Annotated in this window: 23 protein-coding genes; 8 read left to right on the top strand and 15 right to left on the bottom strand. The window is 45.9% G+C overall.

Annotation, left to right across the window (positions count from 1 at the left end):
• Positions 1–2: 2 nt before the first annotated feature.
• The 3 genes from NC238_12485 to NC238_12475 all read right to left on the bottom strand — a co-directional run bounded on the left by NC238_12485 (position 3) and on the right by NC238_12475 (position 3,550).
• The gene (locus tag NC238_12485) at positions 3–1,874 is read right to left on the bottom strand and encodes a cell wall-binding repeat-containing protein (protein ID MCM1566733.1); all 1,872 of its coding nucleotides are present in this window, start codon (positions 1,872–1,874) and stop codon (positions 3–5) included.
• Between the two features lie 212 nt (positions 1,875–2,086).
• Positions 2,087–2,551: a GyrI-like domain-containing protein gene (locus NC238_12480; GenBank protein ID MCM1566732.1), complete on the bottom strand. Its 465-nt coding sequence runs from the start codon at positions 2,549–2,551 to the stop codon at positions 2,087–2,089.
• 84 nt (positions 2,552–2,635) lie between these two features.
• Positions 2,636–3,550 carry a YafY family transcriptional regulator gene (locus NC238_12475; GenBank protein ID MCM1566731.1) on the bottom strand — a complete coding sequence of 305 codons (915 nt, stop codon included), beginning with the start codon at positions 3,548–3,550 and terminating at the stop codon, positions 2,636–2,638.
• Positions 3,551–4,029: 479 nt separating this feature from the next.
• Between NC238_12475 and NC238_12470 the strand changes: the two genes are divergently transcribed.
• Positions 4,030–4,953: an RluA family pseudouridine synthase gene (locus tag NC238_12470; protein ID MCM1566730.1), complete on the top strand. Its 924-nt coding sequence runs from the start codon at positions 4,030–4,032 to the stop codon at positions 4,951–4,953.
• A 2-nt stretch (positions 4,954–4,955) separates the two neighbouring features.
• On the opposite strand, the gene NC238_12465 is transcribed toward NC238_12470, so the two are convergent.
• Positions 4,956–5,150, bottom strand: a complete 195-nt coding sequence (locus tag NC238_12465) for a YwbE family protein (GenBank protein MCM1566729.1) — start codon at positions 5,148–5,150, stop codon at positions 4,956–4,958.
• A gap of 38 nt (positions 5,151–5,188) precedes the next feature.
• On the bottom strand, positions 5,189–5,923 hold the full coding sequence (locus NC238_12460; GenBank protein ID MCM1566728.1) for a type II toxin-antitoxin system Phd/YefM family antitoxin: 735 nt from the start codon (positions 5,921–5,923) through the stop codon (positions 5,189–5,191).
• 402 nt (positions 5,924–6,325) lie between these two features.
• Here NC238_12460 and NC238_12455 point away from each other — a divergent pair, with 402 nt between their 5' ends.
• From NC238_12455 to NC238_12425, 7 genes are all read left to right on the top strand, one after another.
• Positions 6,326–6,658 (top strand): hypothetical protein, encoded by a 333-nt coding sequence (locus NC238_12455; protein MCM1566727.1) that lies wholly within the window; start codon positions 6,326–6,328, stop codon positions 6,656–6,658.
• 124 nt (positions 6,659–6,782) lie between these two features.
• Positions 6,783–7,028 carry a hypothetical protein gene (locus NC238_12450; GenBank protein ID MCM1566726.1) on the top strand — a complete coding sequence of 82 codons (246 nt, stop codon included), beginning with the start codon at positions 6,783–6,785 and terminating at the stop codon, positions 7,026–7,028.
• 250 nt (positions 7,029–7,278) lie between these two features.
• The gene (locus NC238_12445; GenBank protein MCM1566725.1) at positions 7,279–8,274 is read left to right on the top strand and encodes a spore photoproduct lyase; all 996 of its coding nucleotides are present in this window, start codon (positions 7,279–7,281) and stop codon (positions 8,272–8,274) included.
• Positions 8,275–8,354: 80 nt separating this feature from the next.
• Positions 8,355–8,846, top strand: a complete 492-nt coding sequence (locus NC238_12440) for a MarR family transcriptional regulator (GenBank protein ID MCM1566724.1) — start codon at positions 8,355–8,357, stop codon at positions 8,844–8,846.
• 121 nt (positions 8,847–8,967) lie between these two features.
• Positions 8,968–10,137 carry an ArsA family ATPase gene (locus NC238_12435; protein MCM1566723.1) on the top strand — a complete coding sequence of 390 codons (1,170 nt, stop codon included), beginning with the start codon at positions 8,968–8,970 and terminating at the stop codon, positions 10,135–10,137.
• A gap of 14 nt (positions 10,138–10,151) precedes the next feature.
• Positions 10,152–10,382 (top strand): hypothetical protein, encoded by a 231-nt coding sequence (locus tag NC238_12430; GenBank protein MCM1566722.1) that lies wholly within the window; start codon positions 10,152–10,154, stop codon positions 10,380–10,382.
• Positions 10,383–10,394: 12 nt separating this feature from the next.
• Entirely contained in the window at positions 10,395–11,561 is a 1,167-nt protein-coding gene (locus NC238_12425) for an ArsA family ATPase (GenBank protein MCM1566721.1), read from the top strand.
• Between the two features lie 37 nt (positions 11,562–11,598).
• On the opposite strand, the gene NC238_12420 is transcribed toward NC238_12425, so the two are convergent.
• The 10 genes from NC238_12420 to NC238_12375 form a co-directional block, all read right to left on the bottom strand.
• On the bottom strand, positions 11,599–11,865 hold the full coding sequence (locus tag NC238_12420; GenBank protein ID MCM1566720.1) for a metalloregulator ArsR/SmtB family transcription factor: 267 nt from the start codon (positions 11,863–11,865) through the stop codon (positions 11,599–11,601).
• Between the two features lie 104 nt (positions 11,866–11,969).
• The gene (locus NC238_12415; protein MCM1566719.1) at positions 11,970–12,212 is read right to left on the bottom strand and encodes a thioredoxin family protein; all 243 of its coding nucleotides are present in this window, start codon (positions 12,210–12,212) and stop codon (positions 11,970–11,972) included.
• Positions 12,213–12,517: 305 nt separating this feature from the next.
• Positions 12,518–13,528: a permease gene (locus NC238_12410; protein ID MCM1566718.1), complete on the bottom strand. Its 1,011-nt coding sequence runs from the start codon at positions 13,526–13,528 to the stop codon at positions 12,518–12,520.
• Positions 13,529–13,826: 298 nt separating this feature from the next.
• The gene (locus NC238_12405) at positions 13,827–15,416 is read right to left on the bottom strand and encodes a putative ABC exporter domain-containing protein (GenBank protein MCM1566717.1); all 1,590 of its coding nucleotides are present in this window, start codon (positions 15,414–15,416) and stop codon (positions 13,827–13,829) included.
• Positions 15,413–16,126, bottom strand: coding sequence for an ABC transporter ATP-binding protein (locus tag NC238_12400; GenBank protein MCM1566716.1), 714 nt, complete (start codon positions 16,124–16,126; stop codon positions 15,413–15,415). Before NC238_12400 ends, NC238_12405 begins: the two co-directional genes overlap by 4 nt.
• Positions 16,127–16,399: 273 nt before the next feature.
• Positions 16,400–17,269: an ABC transporter permease gene (locus NC238_12395; GenBank protein ID MCM1566715.1), complete on the bottom strand. Its 870-nt coding sequence runs from the start codon at positions 17,267–17,269 to the stop codon at positions 16,400–16,402.
• Positions 17,253–18,215, bottom strand: coding sequence for an ABC transporter ATP-binding protein (locus NC238_12390; GenBank protein ID MCM1566714.1), 963 nt, complete (start codon positions 18,213–18,215; stop codon positions 17,253–17,255). Before NC238_12390 ends, NC238_12395 begins: the two co-directional genes overlap by 17 nt.
• Positions 18,216–18,593: 378 nt before the next feature.
• Entirely contained in the window at positions 18,594–19,850 is a 1,257-nt protein-coding gene (locus NC238_12385; protein ID MCM1566713.1) for a zf-HC2 domain-containing protein, read from the bottom strand.
• Positions 19,847–20,389 carry a sigma-70 family RNA polymerase sigma factor gene (locus NC238_12380; protein ID MCM1566712.1) on the bottom strand — a complete coding sequence of 181 codons (543 nt, stop codon included), beginning with the start codon at positions 20,387–20,389 and terminating at the stop codon, positions 19,847–19,849. The genes NC238_12385 and NC238_12380 overlap by 4 nt, the downstream gene beginning before the upstream one ends.
• A gap of 197 nt (positions 20,390–20,586) precedes the next feature.
• Complete coding sequence (locus tag NC238_12375; protein MCM1566711.1) at positions 20,587–22,101, bottom strand: cell wall-binding repeat-containing protein; 1,515 nt, start codon at positions 22,099–22,101, stop codon at positions 20,587–20,589.
• Positions 22,102–22,121: the final 20 nt, after the last annotated feature.

Below are 22,121 nucleotides of genomic sequence, written 5' to 3'. Positions count from 1 at the left end.
GATCAATTCGTTTGCAGTTCAACCATCTTGGCTTGAATTGCATTCAATAAATCCTGCCAAGTCTTGTTATATTTTTTAAGGAACGGGATTGGATCAATATGATCTGTTTCCCGATAGGCATAAGAGATGTCCATATGACTGAAGATATCTTTTTGAGGGTCCCAGCCATACCGGATACAAGCATCTGCAACCAAAAGAACGGTCTGATCCCAAACTTTTTTAAATTGCTCGGGCTGATTTCCTTCCGGTTCACACATTTCTACGGAAAGGTACCTTTGGTTGGCTGTTTGGGCAGCATGCCAGGCCATTTCGTCTTCCGGAATCATTTGCACGGTTTCAGTCCAATCCGCAACATAATGGGTAGAGGAATAACGGTTGGGGTAATTAAAATATTGAACTATTTTCTGCGCGGTGGCCCCAGGATCCGCTGTGGAATGAATGACAAATCCTTTTGGGGATAAAGGCGTAGCCGGCCGGTTGTAAGAGAGCAGCTGTATCCCCACTTTAAGACTCGGGAAACGAACTGGAAGCGTCCTTGACTCCGTAAGACTTCCTGAGCTTGGTCTAAGAATTCCTGAGCCATCTGCATCCGCGATCACCTTAAAACTGTAGTTGCCAACGTCCTGAACGCTTTTGTCATTGAGTGTCAGGATTATTTTTTGACCGGTCGTAACGTTCAGTCCCGATATCCTGACCCTTTGTCCAGCATCGGAAATCTGTTCAGAGGTTAATGAATTTACAATGCCGTTTATCGTGATTTTATCCTGTCCGGCTATCGCCAAGTACCTATCCGGAAGGAAGAACTCCACGGTTCCGTTGTTCATGTCCTCCCCAGGAAGATAGACCAGGTAAATATTCTTGATGGCTCCCGCGATTGTACTCGCCGGAGATACTGAAAGTTTGCCATCATTGGTATTGGCTAAATTAATGATCCGCTGCAGGACCGAAGATTTAACCGCATTCTCTCCGCCAAGTCCCGTCACAACCGTAAAAGGTGTGATCTTCCCTTTGAGATATTTTTGCGTGACCTCCGGCAGGGTGTCACGCACGAGAATAAGCGGGGATGATGATTTAGCAGCCAGTACAGCACCGGTTAAAGCATCGGCGAACTCTGTTCCTTTGGGCCCCTCACCCACCGCGACAAACAACCTGGAAAGGTCCAATTGGCCGGAAAAGTGTTCTAAAACCGCTACATTGGTGGCATAACGGTCAGACCCGGCTAACCGGAAAGCTCCCGGCACTTGTTGGGCTACCCCCTCGCTGATTACGCCTGTACCTCCAACAATATAGGCTTGCTCAATGTTCTGTTTTTGCACATATTCCTTAACGCTTTGCGGCAGCCTGTCTTTACCGGCGAGTAAGATCGGTATTTCCGCTTGGGCTGCCACCACCGCAATGGAGAGTGCATCCGGATAATTCTTCCCTGTCGCCAGAATCATCTTGTTGCTGTTTAACGCTTCGGCAATTTTTACTGATGTTTCATAGCGGTCATTACCGGCGAGACGAACAATCTCGATTACACCGGCTTCACGCAGCGTTGTCTCAATCTCCGCAGAGATGCTCGAAGTCCCGCCTGTAATAAATACGCGCTTGACACCAAGCCGTTGAATCTCACTCTGTGCATCAGCATTCAGGGATTGAGACTCAGTCAGTAGGATCGGAGCATGATACTTCGCCGCCAGTGGTCCCGCGCAGAGAGCGTCTGCAAAGTCATCGCCGCGGGCCAAGACAGCATACTCCGACGATTCCCATCCTTTCTGGGAAATGGCTGCCGCTGTCGCATAACGGTCTGAACCATAGATTCGATCGATTTGAGTCGTATCTGCATTCACTGCGCTTGTCATCCATCCGGTGAAAAAAAGAAAACAAAGCATAAGCAATCCACCGAACCGAAGATGCCGTAATAATTTTATGTACAATCTACTTTCCTCTTTTGTTTTATTTCTTGCCAAATCATGATGTTTCCATAAGAGAATTGTACTATATTCATTCCTTTCACCACTAGTTGATATGTTTTCCTCTCATGTAAATAGATGTAAAACCTCCAAACAAAAAAATTGTAAGGAGGTTTTGCGAATCCAGGATTTTATTTTTGAATAACCGGCATTACAATTTTGGTCAGAAGTTCACTCTCCGGAACATCGCTGGGGGCATTATAGTAGTATTCGTAATACTCGCCTGCCGGTTTGCAGCCATTTTCTTCGATCCAGCGGAACATTTCGTTATAAGGCTGCTCCATCCCGCTATAGGGTCCTTTGTAAATGCAGCTGGCAAATTTGCCGGCTGGAATCTCCCGAGCATGAATGTCCTCCTTATCCGGGAAAAGCTTAGCAACGGGAAACCCCATTTCTACATCCAAGTTTTCCATATCCAGGTTGTAGTAGGCGGTATATGGAGCATCGATCGGCTGGACACCGAGTTCATTCAGATACCCCATGATCTTCCCATAGCTTTCGCCGATCACTTTCGGCAGTTCGGCCACGGCCGTTTTCGCTCTGACCACCAGAGCAGGCTGAGCTTTACGCTCCAAGAGTTCAACTTGAAACATCATGACACTTTTTCTCCCTTTCAAATATTATTGTTCCATTAAGTTTTCACTACCTCTATCTTACTGGAACGTATTGACAATAGGATGTCATATTTGAGGAGTTTCGTATTTTTCTAAAGCCTGTTTTAACCGTTCGGTAACGATTCGCCGGATATGTACGGGCTCCAATACTTCAACATAGCTGCCGAAAGAAAGGATATAGCCATAGACCCACTCATCTTCCGGAAAGTCCACCTCGACGACCAAAGTGCCGTCCTCATTTTTCTGAATGAGTTCCTCGGCAAAATCATCGTAAATCCGGTTTAAGATCCTGGGCTGAAACTTTAGTTTTAGATGGACAGAATCCGGTAGGCCGCTTGCCTCTTCTTCCCATTCCGGACAAAGCCTCGGGGTAAATGGCTCTTCCAAGACCGTGACGTTTTTAACTCTTGTCAGACGAAAAATGCGGTGCTCTTCCCGCTTGCGGCAGTAAGCAATTAAATACCAGGTATGACTTTTGTACAGCAGCCTTTCCGGCTCAGCCGAACGGCTGCTTTTTAGGCCATTAGAATTTACATAATCAAAAGAAATTACCCTGTGCTGCCAAATCGCTTCTTTAATATCGTTGAATTTATTCTTCTCATTGGGCGTGCTGTTCGAATAAGAGAAATCGATCTCGACCCAATCCTTGCGGGAGGGCTTTTTTAACACCACTCCCAACTTTGCCAGGATATCCTCACTTTGCGGATACCTGGTAGCCTGCAGGGTCTGCAAAGCAAGCAGCAAACCGTCCCTCTCCTGCTCACTGATCATGACCTTGCTCAGAGAATACTCCTCCAGCAGCGATATTCCCCCACCGTTACCTCTGGTCATCACCACCGGAACCCCGGACGTGGATAGAATATCAATATCCCGGTAAATCGTCCGCACAGATACCTGAAACCGGTCGGAGAGTTCACCGGCAGTGATGGTCCCTTTATTCAGTAAAAGAATTATCATTTCCAAAAGCCGGTTGATCTTCATCGTTTCACCGTCTTTCCATGTCAGATTTTTACCGGCGCTATAACTCTCAATAAAAATAACCGGGTTATTTCCCCTAGAATTGGCTCAAAAATTTTGTTTCTTTAAAGCTTGGGGGTAAAAATCAAAATACTTTTCTAAGATCTCCAGCTTTAAGGGACCGCCGAATGATTGTTCCATTAGTAACCTCTTTTTGCCTCTCTTAGAACATATGTTCTATTGGTATTTTATACCATCAACAGATTAAATGCAATCATTTGAGGTTAAAATTTATTTCTTCTCTTATTCTTCCTTTGATATCCCGACAATACCTGACGAGAAATACATAGGAGGCCAATTGGCTGATAGAAGATCTAGCCTATTGCTATTTATTCAATAATAGCTAATACTAAAATGCCAGAGTTTTTTTATACATAATGGCAATTATCTTCTGGAAAGATCTTCGCTTACTCAAAATAATATGATTATGAAGGGGTTAACAGATGAAAAAAGCAAATACCAAACATCGTCCTGAGAAACAAACTTCCCTTATCGTTGATAAAGAAAATGAATTGTTAAAATTCCTTATTGCTCAGTTGCCACAACAAGGGAGAAACTCTATCAAGTCACTTCTCTCCCATCGCCAGATTTCTGTAGACGGCGAGGTAACAACTTTGTTTAACTATCCGTTGGTTGCAGGTCAAAAGGTTAACATTAATCGGAGCAAAGTCTATCAAGAAAGAAGAGAGCTCAAGCCCCTGGGGCTAAAGATTTTCTTTGAAGATGAATATCTTATCATCATAGAAAAACCTGCCGGAATGCTTTCAATCGCGACCGACAGAGAAAAGGAATTAACAGCTTATAATGTTTTAAGTACACATATCAAAAAAAGAGATAGTCAGAGTCGGGTTTTTGTTGTACATCGGCTGGATAAAGAAACCTCCGGGGTCATGATGTTTGCCAAAAGCGAAGAGATAAAGGAAAAGCTCCAAAACGCCTGGAAGGAAGTTGTTCTGGAAAGAAGTTATGCCGTGGTTGTTCATGGTCCCCTAACCGATGATCAAGGGACTATTACCTCTTGGTTAACAGAAAATAAAGCGCTTCGAATGTACTCCAGCAAGACTCCCAATGGTGGGCAAAAAGCCGTGACCCATTACAAGGTATTGGAAAAAAACAATTCCTATTCTTTATTGGAGGTAAAACTGGAGACCGGCCGCAAAAATCAAATACGTATTCATATGCAAGACATCGGGCACAGTGTTATCGGGGATATAAAATATGGAGGAGTAAAGAGCAGCATCAACCGGTTAGGACTTCATGCTCACATCCTGGCTTTCAAGCATCCGGTAACCAATGAAATTATGCATTTTGAAAGTCCGATTCCTAAAGAGTTCTTGAGTCTTTTTCATAAAAAACAAAATAAGTAATCCTAGGGAATGATTTGTTTTACTCGGCCTACAATGCCATTACTTAGCCGGACTTTAATTCCATGAGGATGATTCGATGAATTGGTTAGAATATCTTTAACGATTCCTTCGGTCAATTTTTCTGTTCGCTGATCTTGTTTTTGTACGATAAAAACGTGTGTACCGGGCTTAATATCGGCACGGTTATTTCCATCCATTAATATAAACACCTACTTATTGCTAATTTTTCCGGCAGCTAAATCTCAGAAAAAATATCAGGTAAAGGTATCTCCAAATCCGGAAAGACAGTCGATTGAATCGTATCTCCCTGCTGGAGACTCCTTAGATTGTCTATATCCCTTTCTTTTGAAAAAGAATATTGAAGAATACTTTTGTTTTCCGGGTTTACAACCCAGTATTCTAAAACGCCGCTTTTCATATAGAGATTTAATTTTGCAACCAGATCTTTGGCTTTGGTGGATGGCGACAAGACTTCGACCGCCAGTGTCGGTATACCTTCATACTTGTTCTTCTCATTCACCTTGTCTTCATCACAGATCACGACGACATCCGGCTGAACCACATTCGGATCTTCTTCGAACTTCGTCGCATAACCAAATAGCCGGACATCCAACGGTGCGGTTAAGGAACGGCAAGGTTTTCCCTTAAAATAGTTATAAAAACAACCTGAAATTTCGTTAACGACTACCTGATGGGTGAATGATGGCGACGCTAACAGATAAATCTCACCGTCGATCAGTTCATACCTTTGATCAGAGGACTCTACCAGCTCCATGTATTCTTCATAGCTCACCGTTTTTGTCGATCGATATGTATTTGCTTCTTCATGGACAAGAAAATAGTCCGGTTCGTTATAGCGGATGAGTTTGGCAACACTCTTGCCGTTCTTTGTAATAATAATATCTTCCTTCTCTACCAGAGAAAGATATTTTCCAAAAGCATTTTGCATATCTGTGGTGTTAATACGCATAGGATCACCTTCATCCTGAATTTACTAATTTAGGTATAATTATAAAAAATATTAGCTACTGTGTCAACTTATTATTAGCTAATGTTCTTTTCTCACATTTTTATAAAGCGAGAATAAGGATGGTCTATGTACTGCAATGATGCAGGACTTCAATAAGCCACCCTTCGAAGTCTATATGACGGAAATCGGTATTGTATTGGATGAAATCAGATTCCATATTCGCCATCTGCCCGGATGGAGATGTTTGACTCTTTTCATCTAGAGGTATTATTCCTTCTAAGCTGCTCAAAATAAAGACAGGAAAGGGCAAGTTAAAATAAAGGAGGGCTTATAATTAACAAAACAAAGTTAATTGCATTATCCCTAACCGTTGCTTTAATTTTTACTTTGTCATTGTCTTTCGTGGCAATTGCTGCTACGGAGCAGAATAGTCCGAACGTACAATCCCCATCCTGCTATGACAAAATGATCGACAAAATATCGCAAGAAAAGGGAATTACTAAGGAAGAAGCTAAAGTTCGATTAGAGGCAAAGCTCAAGGAGATCGCCCAAAAAAAAGGTATTACGGTCGAAGAACTGAAAAAGCGGATTGCGGAAGGTAAATGCTGCAAAGGCCACGGAAAAATGGATGAAGCGAAACTTAAGGAAATAGCTGAAAAAAAAGGCATAACGGTTGAAGAGCTAAAGCAGAGGATAGAAGAACATCACAGCATCAAGGAAAAAGCTCTTCAGTAGAGGATAGACACCCTGCTGACAACATGATTATTCTTGCCCTTTCCTTTACCATTCACCTCAATCTATTCTTGTCCAAACAACTGGAAAGTGATATGATATTGCTAAAGGTCAGGAGGACGTGCCTATGGATAAATCGGATATAATCCTGGATAAATTAAATTCAATGGAAAAAGCTTTGCGCGTAGAAAATAAAACGCTAAGTGACAAAATAGATAGACTTGAGAACAAAGTTGAAAAACTCGAGAACAAAGTTGATAAAGTCAGCGAAAAGCAAGATATGTCCTGGCAAGCAATACAAGAGATACGGGATGATTTGACGGAAAACAGTGCCCAAATTAAAATCATTGATAACAAAGTGAAGGCTTTATAGCCTTTATTTTTTTATTGAATTAAGATTGATTCAATGTAATAGCCAAAGTCATCTAAATAAAAAAGATAGCCGTCGACGAGATACTCGGCTTCATAATCATCGCAAGGCAGCTTAACCCGATATGTCCCCCTTTGACCGATGGGCCCGCCATCTATCGTGTCGGGCGTAAATTATTACGAAATAAATTCTACCCTTTGGAACATACTAATTGGAACATACGAATTCAAGGCAGAAAAATAGGGGTGAGACTATGGTCCCGGATAAAATCTTCTATGAACCGGCAATCCTTGATTATAAACTGGGGAAAAAATTAAAGCATCAATTTCAACAAATCCCCTGGATTCCAATAGAAAACCACAATAACATTACGTCATTGCGGCAAAATGAAAACCGTGAATTCGCCAGGATGAAGCGGCATCTTATCATCGGCGTCCGAAAATCGTTAACCTATACACCTAATCACAAAGTCTCCGATTACCTGGTCCCGTATACGTCCTCCGGCTGCAGCGCCATGTGTCTTTATTGCTATCTGGTCTGCAATTACAACAAATGTTCCTATCTCCGACTCTTCGTCAACCGGGAGCAAATGATGGAAAAGCTGCTCAAAACGGCACGGAATTCGGATAAAGATCTTGTCTTCGAAATCGGCAGTAACAGTGATCTGGTGTTGGAAAATACCATCACCGGCAACCTGGAATGGACGATCGAGCGCTTCAGTCTGAGCGAAAAAAGCTTTTTGACCTTTCCAACCAAATTTGATCATATTGGCCCTTTGCTTCCCTTAAATCATCGGGGCCGTATCCTGATGCGCATGAGTATGAACCCCCAGGAGATCATCCAAAAAGTCGAGTTCGGAACCTCCTCATTGCAAACACGGATCGCAGCGCTTAACCAGATGGGTGACGCCGGATACAAAGTGGGGATACTGATTGCCCCCGTCGTCCTCGCGGACAACTGGAAGGCGCTCTATGGTCAGCTGATCGATGAATTGGCTGACAAGCTCTCCGAGAATACCAAAAAGCACTTGTTTATTGAAATCATTTTTATGACCTACAGTTATGTGCATCGCGCCATCAACACCGAGGCCTTTCCGAATGCGCTGGAATTATACGATAAATCCCTGATGACCGGGCGCGGCCGAGGAAAATACTGTTACCGTCCTGAAGCGCGGGGGGAAGCAGAGCAATTCTTAAGAGAACAGCTTGCGCAAAAACTTAAAGATGTTCCGATCCTATATGTGGTCTAGATCGCGAAACCATATAACTACCTCTTGACGTCCATTTAATTCCGATGTAGAATTAAATTACTTCGAAGGAGGAACTAAGTTTGGATGCTGAAAAACTCTTAATGGAAGATACCCTATTTCAGTTCATCGACCGGATCAAGCCGCTGATCGCTGGTGATCTATGGGCGAATATTCTGATGAACGCCACCAAAAACGAATTACTCGTCCTGCTGCTTTTGTATCGTCAAGAGGATGTCACCATGACGCAGGTTGCCCAGTATCTGAATGTCCCGCTGAATACGGCTACCGGCATTATCTCCCGCATGGAGAAGCAAGCATTGCTCAGCCGCGAGCGGAATGACGACGACAAACGGGTCGTGACCATCCGCCTCCATGAATCCGGCAGGAACCAGATCCGCCAGATTCTTACGACCTTCAGGCAATACGGGCAAAAGGTGCTCGCCGAGCTGACCTCCGATGAAACAGCCCTGCTCTTCACGATCATCGAGAAAGTCTTCTGTGTCTTGCAAAAGGAACAGTCACGAGCGATGAACAGTCCCGCGCAGACGATACGAAAAATCATCATCGAGTGAGTCATCGAGTGAACATCAACTGAATGATCAATGAGTGAATGATTACGATTAGTCTGCTTCAGAGTAAATACTTCCACGCTAGAACTATTCGTATCTCGAATTTAAGAAAGGGGTCTATTAGATGGGTACGATTTTGATATTTACAGGCAAAGGCGGTGTCGGCAAAACGAGCGTCGCTGCAGCCCATGCCATGCTTTCCGCCGGTGAAGGCAAGAAAACGCTTCTTGTCAGCACCGACATGGCCCATAACCTCGGCGACTTATTTGAATTGACCCTTGGCAGCGAGATCACCGTTCTGGACAACGGCCTGCATTTGCTGGAAATCGATCCGCACGACGTCATGGAAAACGACTTCAAGGATATGAAAAAAGCCGTCCTCGGCCTGATTGGCGAGAGCGGCGTGGGCGGTGAACAATTGGAACAGCTCGCCGTTTTTCCGGGTATGGACGAATTGTTTTCCTTGCTTAAGATCTTGGCGCTGCATCAAAGCGGCCGTTATGACCGCATCATCGTAGACTGCGCACCCACAGGCGAAACGCTGGCGCTGCTTAAATTTCCTGAACTGCTGTCCTGGTATATGGAGAAAATGTTCCCGATCGGCAAGGCCGCGCTAAGGATTTTGTCGCCGATATCCAAAACGCTCTTCAAAGTCCAGCTGCCTGACCGCAAGGCCATGACGGATATCGAAAGGCTCTACGCCACACTCCTTGAACTTCAGACGCTGCTTAAAGATCCCGCCCTAACGGCCATCCGGCTGGTCACGATCCCTGAAAAGATGGTGGTTGAAGAAACCAAACGCAACTTCATGTATCTGAATCTTTACGGCTTCAACGTGGACTGCCTGTATATCAACCGGATATTACCGCAGGATCTGGATAATCCGTTCTTTGCTGAATGGATAGCCATCCAAACCCAATACACCGAAGAACTTGAAAGTTTGTTTGCCGGCAGGACGATCCGCCGCATCCCTTGGTTTGACAGCGATTTAAACGGTGTCGGCGGCATCGGACGCCTGGCGGATATCTTGGCCGAAAGCAGCCCACTGTTCGAGCTTCAGCCCCCTTCTTTGGGTGAGCATTATGAAAAGACCGAAACCGGCTATGCCTTAATCCTGGATCTGCCGTTTGTAGAAAAAGACGACATCCGTTTCAACGAATCCGCAACCGATCTGATTCTGAAAATCGGTAACTTCAAACGCAGCATCCCGAAACCGTCAACCCTTCGCCATCATCTGGTCAGCTCCGCCAAGTTAACCGATGGCAAGCTAACAGTACGGTTTGAACCAAAATAGAGGAGGTCACCCCTATGGATACAACCATTAATCCTGAATTCATCCAAAAAATGCTCGAAGCGAAACGGCTGCAAAAAGAAGCCCTGGAAACCCTGATGCCCGAAAATGTCAGAGAACACCTGTCCGTCATCGAAAAAGAAGTCAAAGACTTGCTGGTGGAATGCCTGGTGAACAGCTCCAAAACCTCGAAAACCACAGACCCTACTAAATCTGACAGCAAAGTTCACACGGTAACCATCGATTAGGAGGAAAAGAGCATGCGTATTATTTTATATACCGGCAAAGGCGGGGTCGGCAAGACCAGTGTCGCCGCCGCAACCGCCATCAGGCTGGCCACAAAGGGCCGTCGCGTCCTCCTCATGAGCACCGACCAAGCCCATAGCCTGACTGATTCACTCGACATGAAGCTTGGCAGTGAACCGACTGCGGTCATCCCCTGCCTTGACGCCCTGGAAATCGACGTCGTCAGGGAAAGCGAGGCGGCTTGGGGAAGCTTAAAATCCTACATCAAGCAAATGATCCTGTCACGGGCCGAAGGCGGAATTGAAGCGGAAGAGCTCCTCATTTTCCCCGGTCTTGAAGAGCTGTTTTCCTTATTTTCCGTGTTGGACTATTACGAAAAGAATAAATATGATGTGTTGATCGTCGATTGTGCGCCGACGGGTGAAACGCTGAACCTGCTGAAATACCCGGAAATGTTCGGAGAAATGGTCAGCAAAATTCTTCCCGTGAAGCGCCAGGCCGTCAAGGTCGCCGGGCCGGTCATCGAAAAAGTCCTCAAGATGCCGATGCCCAAAGACAATGTCTTTGAAGACCTGACGAAGCTGATGGCTAAGCTCGAACGCCTTCAGGCGCTGATGCTCAACAAAGATGTCCTGACCGTACGCCTCGTCACAACGCCTGAAAAAATCGTCATCAAGGAAACAAAACGCAGCTTCACCTGGCTGAGCCTGTTTGATTACCAGGTAGACGCCGTCATCATCAATAAAGTATTTCCGCAGGAGGCGCTGTCCGGTTATTTCAACCGGTGGGTTGAACTTCAAAATGAAGGCTTAAATGAAATCAGGGAAAGCTTTGCCGATCTTCCCGTCTTTTATCTGAATCTGATGAAGCACGAACTCAAATCGGTCCCGGTACTGGCCCAAATCGGGGATCTCTACGGTAAAATGAATCCGGAGGCCGTTTTATGCCGGACACGCCTGATGGAGACCTTCCGGGACAACGATCAGGATGTCCTGATTTTCCACCTGCCCTTTGCCGACAAATCGGAAATGACGCTTTCTCAGGCCGGTGGCGAGATTCATATCGCCATAAAAAATGAAAAGCGGTGCATGATGCTGCCACCGCATTTATTGAATAAACAGATTGCTTCCGCCAAGCTGGATGAGGGGAAATTACAGATCCGGTTTCATCATCATGTTTGATCGAAAAGTAGAATAAACAGTTTGTGGTAAAGCCGAATCATTTTCCACTTGTATCGGCAAGTACTTTAATCTGGTTTTTGAAAATTGATTTTAGTATGGGGAACATAAAATGCTCTTTATTCAAAGAGTATAAATTCCAAACTGCTTCTTGGCGTTTTATAAGAAGCTCATTGTCGGAGAGTATTTTTAAATGGTATGAAAGTGCAGATTGCGATATTTTAAAGTAATCAGTTAATTCGCATACGCATTTCTCGCCATTCTGATAAAGATGGAAAAGAATATTTAGCCTTAACTCATCCGACAATGATTTAAAGTGGCTTGCATAGTCAGAAAATGAAGGATCTATGGTTAACGCCTCCTTTTATATCAAATAAAATCGATAACAATATCAAATATGCTTGATATAGATCATACACCCATCTCATCCTGTATATATTTTTTAATTTCATCTTTACTTGGGACTCTTCCCATAGATTTTACTTTCTCATTTATAACAATGGCTGGACCCTTCATAACGCCATAGGACATTAGCGTTTTCATATCTTTGACTTTCTCGACTGTCGCGTCTATACCTATTTCTTTAATCACTTCATCGGTTTTCTCTTTTAGACCATAATCGGAACAGCAGGATACCAAGACTTTAATATTCATTGAAAATTCAACCCTTTCATATTTAAAAAATTGTCTAGCTATTTCACCTGTTTAAAAGGTCCCTGTAAGCGGAGTGATTTATTGCCCGGCAGCGTTATATTTGTGTAAACGATACCTTTTTCGAAATCCTCAATATGGGTTACGGTTGTTTGGTTTTCTTCCTGCCAACCAACCATAAATACACCTGGCCGAATGGGCATTACACTTATCTCAACAGTTTGGGTAAATCCCTTGTGTTCGCCTTTCAGTCCATAAATTGTCATTGAATTTACAGAGTATTAATGCAGGTACAATGATTGATTATTCTAGACTAAAATTATATTGAAAAAGTAGCCTATAAATATAATGGTAACTGCCATAATCCCTATAAATACTGCAAGTAATTTGGGCTTTAAAACCTTGCGGAGTATTATCATTTCCGGCAGGCTTAAGGCCGTTACCGCCATCATAAACGACAACGCCGTACCCATAGGGACTCCCAACTTAGTGAGTTCGCTGATAATAGGCAGTGTTCCTGCAGCATTGGAATACAGGGGTATACCCATAAGAACGGCGATTGGAACTGCAAAAGGATTGCCTTTTCCTGCATACTTTGCAAGCCAGTCACCAGGAGCCCAACCGTGTATGGCAGCTCCAATTGCCAGGCCGATAACTACATACGGCCAGATTTTCTTGAGCAAATTCAGGTCATAGCGCCAGGCATCTGAAATTCGCTGCTTCCAGGTAGGCTTTACTAGCTCAGCATCGCCCATACGTATAGAAAATACATCGTCTTCAAGATATCTTTCCATCTTTAGTTTGCCAATGATGAATCCTGCAACAATTGCTACGATTACTCCTGTTGTAATGTATAAGATAGCTATTTTCCAACCGAACAAGCCCCAAAGCATGACGAGTGCAACCTCGTTTACCATTGGTGAAGATATAAGGAATGAGAAGGTTACGCCCAAGGGTATTCCTGCTTCTATAAAACCTATAAATACGGGAACAGCAGAACAAGAGCAAAAGGGAGTTACAATACCCAGAAGGGCAGCAGCAATATTACCGATAAACCCGCGCGCTTTTCCTTGCTCCCCCAAAAGTTTTTTGGTTCTTTCAGGAGGAAAGAAGCTCCTTAATATTGATACGATGAATATGATAATAATCAGCATCAGGAAGATAACTATCGCATCTGTGAAAAAGTATTCTACGGAGTCCTTGAAACGTGCTGAATTCAGGAATTCCGGATTTTGGCTGAACAAGCCAAAGATCCATTTTAGCAACGCAGTTAGCAAATTGTATAAAAAACTTGATATATGACCAATTACTGAGAACACCTATACCACACCTCCAATTTTGAACCCATAATCACCTTTGCGAATTATAGCCACTGCCAATTCGGTATAATGAGTGAATTGCGTCTCCTTTGCTGGATTTGAGCTGACCGCGACTGTTTCTGCATATCAAAATAATTTGTTATATATATCAAATTATTTTGATATAATAGAGTATATGCTACACAAAACAAAAAGTCAATACATCAAATATATTTGATGTATTGACTTTGGAAAAGTACTTAACCGTTTTATTTAAATATGAGCCTGAGGATGACAGGAAATAACTTTTGAAACTTTATTACTTTCCAGTTCTCAGCACGGGCATATCCATGCGGTGCAAAACGCCCCTGGACAGCGCGAAGCAGCCGAGCGCAGCCAGCAATTCCCATAAGGCCAGCACCCCAAGTCCGATCAGCACGCCGCTTCCCGCGATCTTACTGCCGATGACAAAGGCGGCAATCAGGCCGGGCAACATGATAACGATAACGGCAATGGTGTAAATGAAAATCAGGAGCCCCGCGCTGATGTCCGCGCCCGTCCAGCGCAAAGAAAGATAGTTGACGCCCAAGAGTAAAAACGAAAATAGGGTGAAAACCACAATGGCCGCAGCAATCAGCCAAACCGAATCCCCCATGATCAGGCCCGCGATGCCGAAAATAACCACACTTTCTACCAGTACCTTAAACGCGATTTCCAGGTTGCTCCAGACGATTTTCCGAAAAGAGCTTGCGGGAATCAGGTAGATATAATGCATATAAAGCTCTTTCAAGCCGCGGCCCGTTCCGATCAGAAAAATCTGCATCCACATCAGAGTTTGCAGCAAAATGAAGGTCCCGCCGTCCTCGCCGCGCAGAAACATTGAAAACAGGGCTGCGCCGAATACCACGATGATGGACGACACTCCCCAAAGACCGAGACGGTTGGCACGAAAGGATTCCCGCAGGTGCTTATAAAAAATGGTGCTGGGTCCCAGACCATTGATACCGGTTTTTGCAACCTTCACTTTTTTTGTTGATAACGCTTCTGTGTTGATCTGCCCTTCGGCTAAGACGCGCTTTTTCTCAAACGCGGTTTCCGTGGCAACCAGGACATCTTCATAATAATCGGGGTTGCTCAAGGCGATATAGAGAATTAAGAGCGCCCCGGACAGCACCAGCAGCCCCAGAAAGAAAAATCCGGTTCCCAGATCGCCGGAAATCAGGGAAACTGTACCTGCCGATGCCCAGCCTGCCACCGGCGTCCAAGCGGCAAATGGCGAATGCAGCGTGTTTTCCAGCGCCGAAAGAAGATCACCTGTGCCGAGAAGCTGGATGCCGGTATAAACAATAAGCGGGAGAAAGGCCAGAGCGGTAAGCAGCCGGACAGCCAGCTTCCGCGCCGGTTTTCCATTGGTCAGGCTGTAGATAAGAAGCGACAGGATTTGGAGCATGCCGACAGCCAGGATAAAACCGAGCAGTACCAGGAGCACCGCATCAAAGCCGACCCCAAAGCCCTGGCTTAAGGAATTGCTTTGAAACAGGATAAAAAAGCCTGCCAAGAAAGACATCTTTGCCATGCGCACGATGCCGTACATCAGGATCATACGGGAACTGACCGGTGAAACAAACAGCAAATTGACATCGTTCATCTCGAAAATAACGTCACCATTGGCTAAGCCCTTTTGGATGGCGGTCACGACAAAAATCAGGATGAGAAGGAAAAGGATGCCCTTGAGCCAAACAAGATCATGCGAACCGGCCGTGCTTTGCTTTGTAAACAGGGAAGTGAGAAACACTCCGCCAATCCCTGCAATCACAAGCACCCATAACACCAGCTTCGCCGGCTTCCGAAGCAGCTCCAGCAGTCTGTTCCTGGCGCTTTTTACCAGCAAAAAAACGAGACTGTTCATGGCGTTTCCTCCTGGATTTTTCCTTCCGTGATGCTGAAATAAACATCCTCAAGGCTTTGGCCGGCTGCGATATCCGTACGGCGGCAAACGCGCGCGATCCGGCCCTTGACCATGATATAGGTTACATCCCAGTTTTCCTCCAGGCTTTCGATCATATGGGTGCTGACAAGCAGCGCGCAGCCGCTGTCCCGCAGCCCCGCAATGACCGCTTTCAGTTCACGGATCCCATGCGGGTCCAGACCGACCAGCGGTTCATCCAGAATAACAGCCTTGGGCTGGGGCAGGAGCGCACAGCAGACACTGACCTTTTGCTGCATTCCTTTGGAAAGCTCTTTACCAAGCTTCATTTTTTTATCGTCCAGCTCAAAACGGCGAAGCAAGGCCTCCCCTCTTTCCTCCCAAGCCACCAGCCGGTATGCTTTGGCAATGAACTCCAGGTGCTCCGCCACTGTCAGCATCGGGTACAACACAGGAAACTCCGGCACATACCCTAGTATCCGTTTGGCCTCCACCGTATGATTCTTATGCCCGTCGATGGTGATGGTACCTTGGAAACGCAGCAGACCGCAAACAGATTTGATCAGCGTTGATTTACCCGCCCCGTTGGGGCCGAGCAGTACGGCCAGCTCGCCGCGTCCCACGGACAGGTTAATGTTGTCATTGGCCGCCAGCTTGCCGTATTTTTTGGTCATGTTCCGGACGTCAATCATATATTAATCTCCTTTACTGCAATCGATAAGTTCGTTTTATAATTCTCTATCCTTCTGCATATCCCTTTTTTAGTATCTGTACAAAAATCCTGCGATCATAATAAAAATCCAGCCGGCTTATGAAAAAGCCAAGCTGGATACACAGCGTCAATCTGACCTATATGAAAAATGGACTCGTACAGGGCCTCGGTTTCTGCCGGGGATTTGCCGTTGACAATGACATATCCCGGATTATCCCCGTCCAGCTGCAGTACAATGTATGATCCACCTTGCTTATATATCTCTGCGCCCAAATGACTGAATCCCGAGCAGCAGAATCAAGAGTACATAAACAACACAGTAAACGAGCATCAGGGTACTCGGCGAACCGGTGCCAAAGAGAAGGGAAGCCGGATTAAAAGATCCGGCATTGCCGGCGTCCAGGAGGGTGTTCATATAGCGGAACAGCGTATCGGCGGGAAACAGCAGGCTGGATACGACCCCAATATTCACTAAGGCTGTGTTTTGCAGAATGTTTCCCAGTTGTTCCACAAAACCGCCGATAAAGCTCATGCCATAGAGAACGATCAGAATGATCCCGCTATTCATCGTACCGAAATTCGCACTGAAGAACAACGCCGGAGCAATCATGATCAAGGGAACGCAGGCGAAAACAAAACTTGCTTTCAGGATGTTGCTGAAGAGCAGATTCGCTTGCAGCAGACCTCCAAACAGATGATTCACGAGAATGATCGCAAGAAAGAAAAACAACGTATATCCCATCAAAAGGATTCCATATCCAAGATATCTACCTAACACAAAATCCATACGCCGGATGGGCCGGGTTAGGATCGGATCGATTTGATGGCTTTCGATATTACCGGCAATACTGCCTACCGTTGCCAGAATCGTCAGCAGACCAATAATAAAGTTGGCAAAAAAGAGGCCCATACTCAAAAGCTGTGAACCGACCATTTTCAGTTGCAGGCTCATGGCTGCTTTTTGGTCCGGATCCATTTGATTCAGCGATTCCAACGATGACGCCGCGGCATAATGGGTCGCGATTCCATACAGCAGCAAGTAGGCCAACGTCATGATCAGAGCAATCAGGAAGATGCGTTTATAGAGGATTTCTTTGAAAGAAAGTTTAGCGATGGTCCACATTTTCCGGCTCCTTTCGGTTCATCCAATACAGGAAGATTTCTTCCAGATGCGGTTCCAGCGGCGTGAGCTCGTAGACCCCGATCCCGTGCTCACTGAGTGTCCGAACCAAAGCCGGAAGTTCTTCGGTGCTTTCGATCTCAATCTGCCATTCCGTTTTTCGGGCCGTCCCTGCTTCAGCTTCGAATGTTTGACGCTGCTCTGCACGAAGGACGCTCGGAAGTGTGCTTAAGACTTTCGGGTCCAGACCGGAAGCGATCAACTTGTACCGGTTTTGAAAATGGCAAAGTTTACGCCAATCTCCTTGCGTGATCAGCTTTCCGCGATCGATGATCGCGACCTGGTCACAGACCGTTTCGATTTCCTGCAGCAAGTGGCTGTTCAAAAAGACCGTTTTGCCTTCGCGCCTTAGCTCTGCCAGGAGGTTGCGAACATCCATCCTCCCCAGCGGATCCAACGCGGAAGTCGGTTCGTCCAGAAAGATTAATTCCGGATCCCCAAGCAACGCACAAGCCAAACCGATTCTTTGCTGCATGCCCTTGCTGTATTTAGCGATTTTTTGTTTTTCGCTGCCGCTTAGACCTACCCTTTCCAGTAATGTCTGAAAGTGCTGGGGGCGCAACGACGATTTCATCCCGATCAGATCGGCATGCGTATGTAAAAGCTGGAGTCCGGTTAACCAATCCGGATAACGAAAAAGCTCCGGCAGATAGCCAATTTTTCGGCGTGCTTCGAGGTCCCCGAGCGGCTTACCTAAGAGTTCGGCCTTGCCGCCGGTTGGCTTCAGTAAACCTAAAAGCGTACGGACAAAAGTGCTCTTGCCGGCACCATTGGGGCCGATAAATCCATACACCACACCTTTAGGGACATGGAGGGTAATGTTTTGGCAGCCTCCTTTGCCGTTGTATAGCTTGCTTAAGGCGGCGGTATTGATTGCCGAATCCGTCATCAAAGGTCTCCTTTCCTAAACAATAAATAGCCGCAGCAGGACAGCAGGATATATCATCTGGGTTAGTCTGTGTGTCACAATACTGCTTTTCGGCTGTTTGCGCCCTCCATGGCGCAAACAGCCGCGCTACGCACTCCATACTACGCTTGCCGCAGTACTTGTGACCCACAGACTGATTTTAAGCTTTGAGCAGGTATGCATGTCGTGTTTTGCGCAGTTATCCAAATACAAAAATATTCATTTGGATCTGGTCTGCGCGCCGCATTCCGCTTACGCTGGAGCTGTAGCACACAGGCCCAGCTATGAAGGTTTTAATGTCTAGTTATTTAGAGAACGGTATACTCGTTTGCCTGCTGACGGCAAGATGAGCGTAGGAAACTAGAAATTTTCAGCAAGTTTCAGTAAATCCGCTTTCACAGAGTTTCCATCTGCTCCCGCGGTGAGGTTTGCCCGTAGAGAATGCAGCTGACCGGCGTCTTCCCAGAGAAGGATCGCGGAATGGTCTTTGGCCAGCATATAGGCGCCGTTCCCGCCGTTCACCGTGACTTTTTCGGTGCGGTCAATTTCTGTCGTTCCCTGAATTGCCGGGACAGGAAGCGTATTCTGCCAGTCGTCGATACCGGCGAGTTGGCTGCGGATATTTTCCGGAATAAACGGAAGCTGCAGCAAGGTGGTTCTGAGCTTTTCAATATCGGTCACAGATGGCGCCTGAATTTCCGGAGAGTTCATGACGGTGTATGTCAAATCTGTATAGGTTTGATCCGAGTCTCCCTGATACGTTATATCGGTAAAGCCGGGCCAAGCGACACTGAACGTCTTGCCGTTAAGGCTTTCATCGAAGGTCGCCTCGGAGCCTAAATTTTTCATGGCAGCATTGATCGTTTCCGTATTGAGCTTCATATCTACTTTGGCCGCCGATTGCACAACGACATTGCCTACCGTGTAACCATCAGGAGATGCCGGGAGACTGACACCGGCCGCTTTGGCTTCGGTGGCGGAAGCATAGACAGTTTGTTTGAAATCACCTTCGGTGATCGTGATCGTGCCGATATCATCCATGTCAATCTGGGCGTTTTCCCCGGATTCAAAAAAGTTTTCGATTTGCTGAAGATCCTCAGGGGTAAAAGTTACAATTTCAATCTTATCCACTCTGAATAACGCCAATACTTCTCCGGCGAACGTCTGAACCTGCGGGATCATCAGGAAAGTAACGAACAAGACAGCGGCAGCGAGACCTGTCGCCAGTTTACGGTATTTTTTCATAAGGGTTTTCCAACTCCTTTCAAGATAGGTGGGTGAACCAGTCGTTAAAGAAGGAATCTGCGACGAGCAAGGCTCTATGGGTGAAGAGGCGGAATCCAGGGTGTCCGTGCCGAAATCGCCCGCGCTGATTTTTTGGCTGAATCTTGTCCAGGCGAATTCAGGATTGGTCTGTTCCGCAGACAATACAGACGCATCAGGAAAAAAAGCTTGATCGAAAACTTGGTCGGACCATTTGGCAAGGCCGTCCAATTCTACGAGCTGATCACGGCAGGAAGAGCATTGTTCGAGATGGATCATGATCGCTTTGCGCTCTTCTTTATTCAGTTCTCCGTCCAGATACGCTTGCAGTTGGTTTTCAAATGAACAGGTCATGCATCTTCCCTTCCTTTCTGATATAGATTTTGAAACTGTTTTCTGGCCCGGGCCAGCAGTGTGCCAACGGAAGCGGGGTTCAGCGCTAAGGTTTCAGCGATTTCCCGGTAGCTGTAATCCTCATACTTCAGCAAAAGGAGCAGCCGGTCCCGTTCTTCGAGTTCAGAAAGCGTCTCAAATACGGCATGTCTTGTTTCTTCCCGGATCAACAACGCTTCGAGCTGGGTTTCTTCATCCGACTTCAGATTCGGATAATTCATCTGGTAATCCAAGGCCTCCCGGGCCACTCTTCTTTTCTCTCCGCGGACATAATTGCAGGCGGCATGAAAACTACATTTCGTAAGCCAGGCATTCAGGTTCTGGATTTGGGCCCAATCCACATTGTATAAGCGGAGAAAAACCTCCTGAGCAAGGTCTTCGGCTGTAGCGGTGCTTCCGGTAAAACCGGAAATTTGCCGGACAACCTTCGGATAGTGCATCCTGAAGATCGTTTGAAAATCAGGATGGGGCAGTTTCTTGCTCAAGGTTATACCCTCCATTCGACGATCCTCCTTTAAATGGTTTCATTCTTTGGAAACCGCTAAAGGAAGTTTTGTGACAAAAGAATTGATCGTCCCATATTATACCATAATACTTCCTATTACTTTCACATTTAATTATTTTTGGCAGTAATGAGTTTGTAAAAAAAATGGCGCCCTAAATGGCCGCCATTCTATTTATTTATCCTGCTTTTTCTTTATTGCAGCAGATCTTCAAATGCACTGATGAATCCACCCAGGATCGCATCTGCGAATTTGTCATCCATGGTAATTGTCCAGCTATTATTATTCTTCACAAGATTCACTTCGATTGTGACTGTTGTTGTCTGGTCCTCATTGGCAATGGCGTCAAATAAGAGCTGCTGTATCGCCTGTTCAGCTTCTTCATCGCTTAATTGTTCCTCTTCAGGCAATAATCCCTGTTCAATCGCCAATTCTATGACCGCATCGAGGTAAGCATCCAAGACCGCCGCGAAATCGGTATTGGTGATTTCCGCTGTCACGGTTGCCGTATCACCGTTTATGGCTGAGGACACAATGTTGTAATCGAGTTTCGCAAAGAAAGAGGCAATATTTTCATCGGTGATCGTGGTGCTGGTCGATTCATCAGAATTCATGAGTCCGTCGTAGCTGAAATACCGGTCAGCGGTATCCTGATCCAGCGTTTTGATCGCGTTCATCGCGTTGGCAAATGCTTCGGCGGGTTGCTCCAAAACGATACAAGAATAGATCTGGTTCAGGGTGAGTGGCTTCACAACACTGGTACCACCGACAGAATAAATTTTATTGATTTGTCCTACCTTACCTGCTAAAAAAGTTTCTACGGAAGGATCAATGCCATTGCCGACGAGCAGAATGGCTTTCCCCTGCTTTGCCGCTAACGCGGAACCTGCCAAGGCATCGGGGAAGTTGAGCCCTGTGGCAACAAAGAGGGTATCCGTCGCTTGACCAAGGCCGTTAATAATGTTGACTGCTGTTTCATAGCGATTATTTCCGCCATAACGGGTTGGATTCGGAAGTATGGATTCGACTTGCGCACTGATGACGCCAGTCCCGCCGGTAATAATCGTATCGGTTACTTGCAGCGTAGTTAAAGCTTCGCTTGTCGCTGCCGGCAGGGAATTTGTTTCGGATAACAGAATCGGTACGCCGTTTTGCGCTGCCCAGGATGAGATCGCCAAGGCATCCGGGAAATTCTGTGCATAGGCGATGACAGCCTTTTTCGTCAGCAGTTTATGATTGTCTTGCAGATATTTGGCAATATTTGCCGAAGTCTCATAACGGTTGCCGCCTGTGATACGCTCGACCGTATAGTCCGCAGACAGATCCTCTTCAATCGCTGCGGATACCGCACCGGTACCGCCAAGGATATAGATCGTTTGCGCTTGGAGCCGTTCGATCTCCAACGCAGTGTCAGGAGAGAGTGATTTACTGTTCGTTAAAAGTATCGGGGCATCATAGGCTGCCGCCAGGACAGCACCGGCTAAAGCGTCCGGAAAATTGTTATCACGGACCAGGATCACGGCATTTGAACCTGCAGCCCATCCCTCCTTGGAGATTTCAATCGCAGTTAGCGTCCTGCTATCCCCAGCAAGTCTTTTATTTTCTACTGCCTGGGCAGCATACGCTTGTAAAGGCATCGCAGGAATCGTAATTGTGATTACCAGTGCAATAGAAAGTAGAAATTTCAGCCAATTTTTACGAAAGTTCAATTCTTTTTCCTCCTTAAAAT

This window comes from Dehalobacter sp. (assembly GCA_023667845.1).
In the GTDB taxonomy this organism is placed as follows: domain Bacteria; phylum Bacillota; class Desulfitobacteriia; order Desulfitobacteriales; family Syntrophobotulaceae; genus Dehalobacter.
The sequence above is the reverse complement of the archived record's forward strand: the minus strand, read 5'-3'. Positions and strand labels throughout refer to the sequence as shown.

What these genes read in the sequence shown, in the direction of transcription:
- NC238_12430 (MCM1566722.1), top strand. Translation starts at nt 10,152, where the DNA reads ATGGATACAACCATTAATCCTGAATTCATCCAAAAAATGCTCGAAGCG.
- NC238_12485 (MCM1566733.1), bottom strand. Translation starts at nt 1,874, where the DNA reads ATGCTTTGTTTTCTTTTTTTCACCGGATGGATGACAAGCGCAGTGAAT.
- NC238_12425 (MCM1566721.1), top strand. Translation starts at nt 10,395, where the DNA reads ATGCGTATTATTTTATATACCGGCAAAGGCGGGGTCGGCAAGACCAGT.
- NC238_12465 (MCM1566729.1), bottom strand. Translation starts at nt 5,150, where the DNA reads ATGGATGGAAATAACCGTGCCGATATTAAGCCCGGTACACACGTTTTT.
- NC238_12460 (MCM1566728.1), bottom strand. Translation starts at nt 5,923, where the DNA reads ATGCGTATTAACACCACAGATATGCAAAATGCTTTTGGAAAATATCTT.
- NC238_12480 (MCM1566732.1), bottom strand. Translation starts at nt 2,551, where the DNA reads ATGATGTTTCAAGTTGAACTCTTGGAGCGTAAAGCTCAGCCTGCTCTG.
- NC238_12445 (MCM1566725.1), top strand. Translation starts at nt 7,279, where the DNA reads ATGGTCCCGGATAAAATCTTCTATGAACCGGCAATCCTTGATTATAAA.
- NC238_12380 (MCM1566712.1), bottom strand. Translation starts at nt 20,389, where the DNA reads ATGGAGGGTATAACCTTGAGCAAGAAACTGCCCCATCCTGATTTTCAA.
- NC238_12435 (MCM1566723.1), top strand. Translation starts at nt 8,968, where the DNA reads ATGGGTACGATTTTGATATTTACAGGCAAAGGCGGTGTCGGCAAAACG.
- NC238_12390 (MCM1566714.1), bottom strand. Translation starts at nt 18,215, where the DNA reads ATGACGGATTCGGCAATCAATACCGCCGCCTTAAGCAAGCTATACAAC.
- NC238_12405 (MCM1566717.1), bottom strand. Translation starts at nt 15,416, where the DNA reads ATGAACAGTCTCGTTTTTTTGCTGGTAAAAAGCGCCAGGAACAGACTG.
- NC238_12395 (MCM1566715.1), bottom strand. Translation starts at nt 17,269, where the DNA reads ATGTGGACCATCGCTAAACTTTCTTTCAAAGAAATCCTCTATAAACGC.
- NC238_12450 (MCM1566726.1), top strand. Translation starts at nt 6,783, where the DNA reads ATGGATAAATCGGATATAATCCTGGATAAATTAAATTCAATGGAAAAA.
- NC238_12385 (MCM1566713.1), bottom strand. Translation starts at nt 19,850, where the DNA reads ATGACCTGTTCATTTGAAAACCAACTGCAAGCGTATCTGGACGGAGAA.
- NC238_12475 (MCM1566731.1), bottom strand. Translation starts at nt 3,550, where the DNA reads ATGAAGATCAACCGGCTTTTGGAAATGATAATTCTTTTACTGAATAAA.
- NC238_12470 (MCM1566730.1), top strand. Translation starts at nt 4,030, where the DNA reads ATGAAAAAAGCAAATACCAAACATCGTCCTGAGAAACAAACTTCCCTT.
- NC238_12400 (MCM1566716.1), bottom strand. Translation starts at nt 16,126, where the DNA reads ATGATTGACGTCCGGAACATGACCAAAAAATACGGCAAGCTGGCGGCC.
- NC238_12415 (MCM1566719.1), bottom strand. Translation starts at nt 12,212, where the DNA reads ATGAATATTAAAGTCTTGGTATCCTGCTGTTCCGATTATGGTCTAAAA.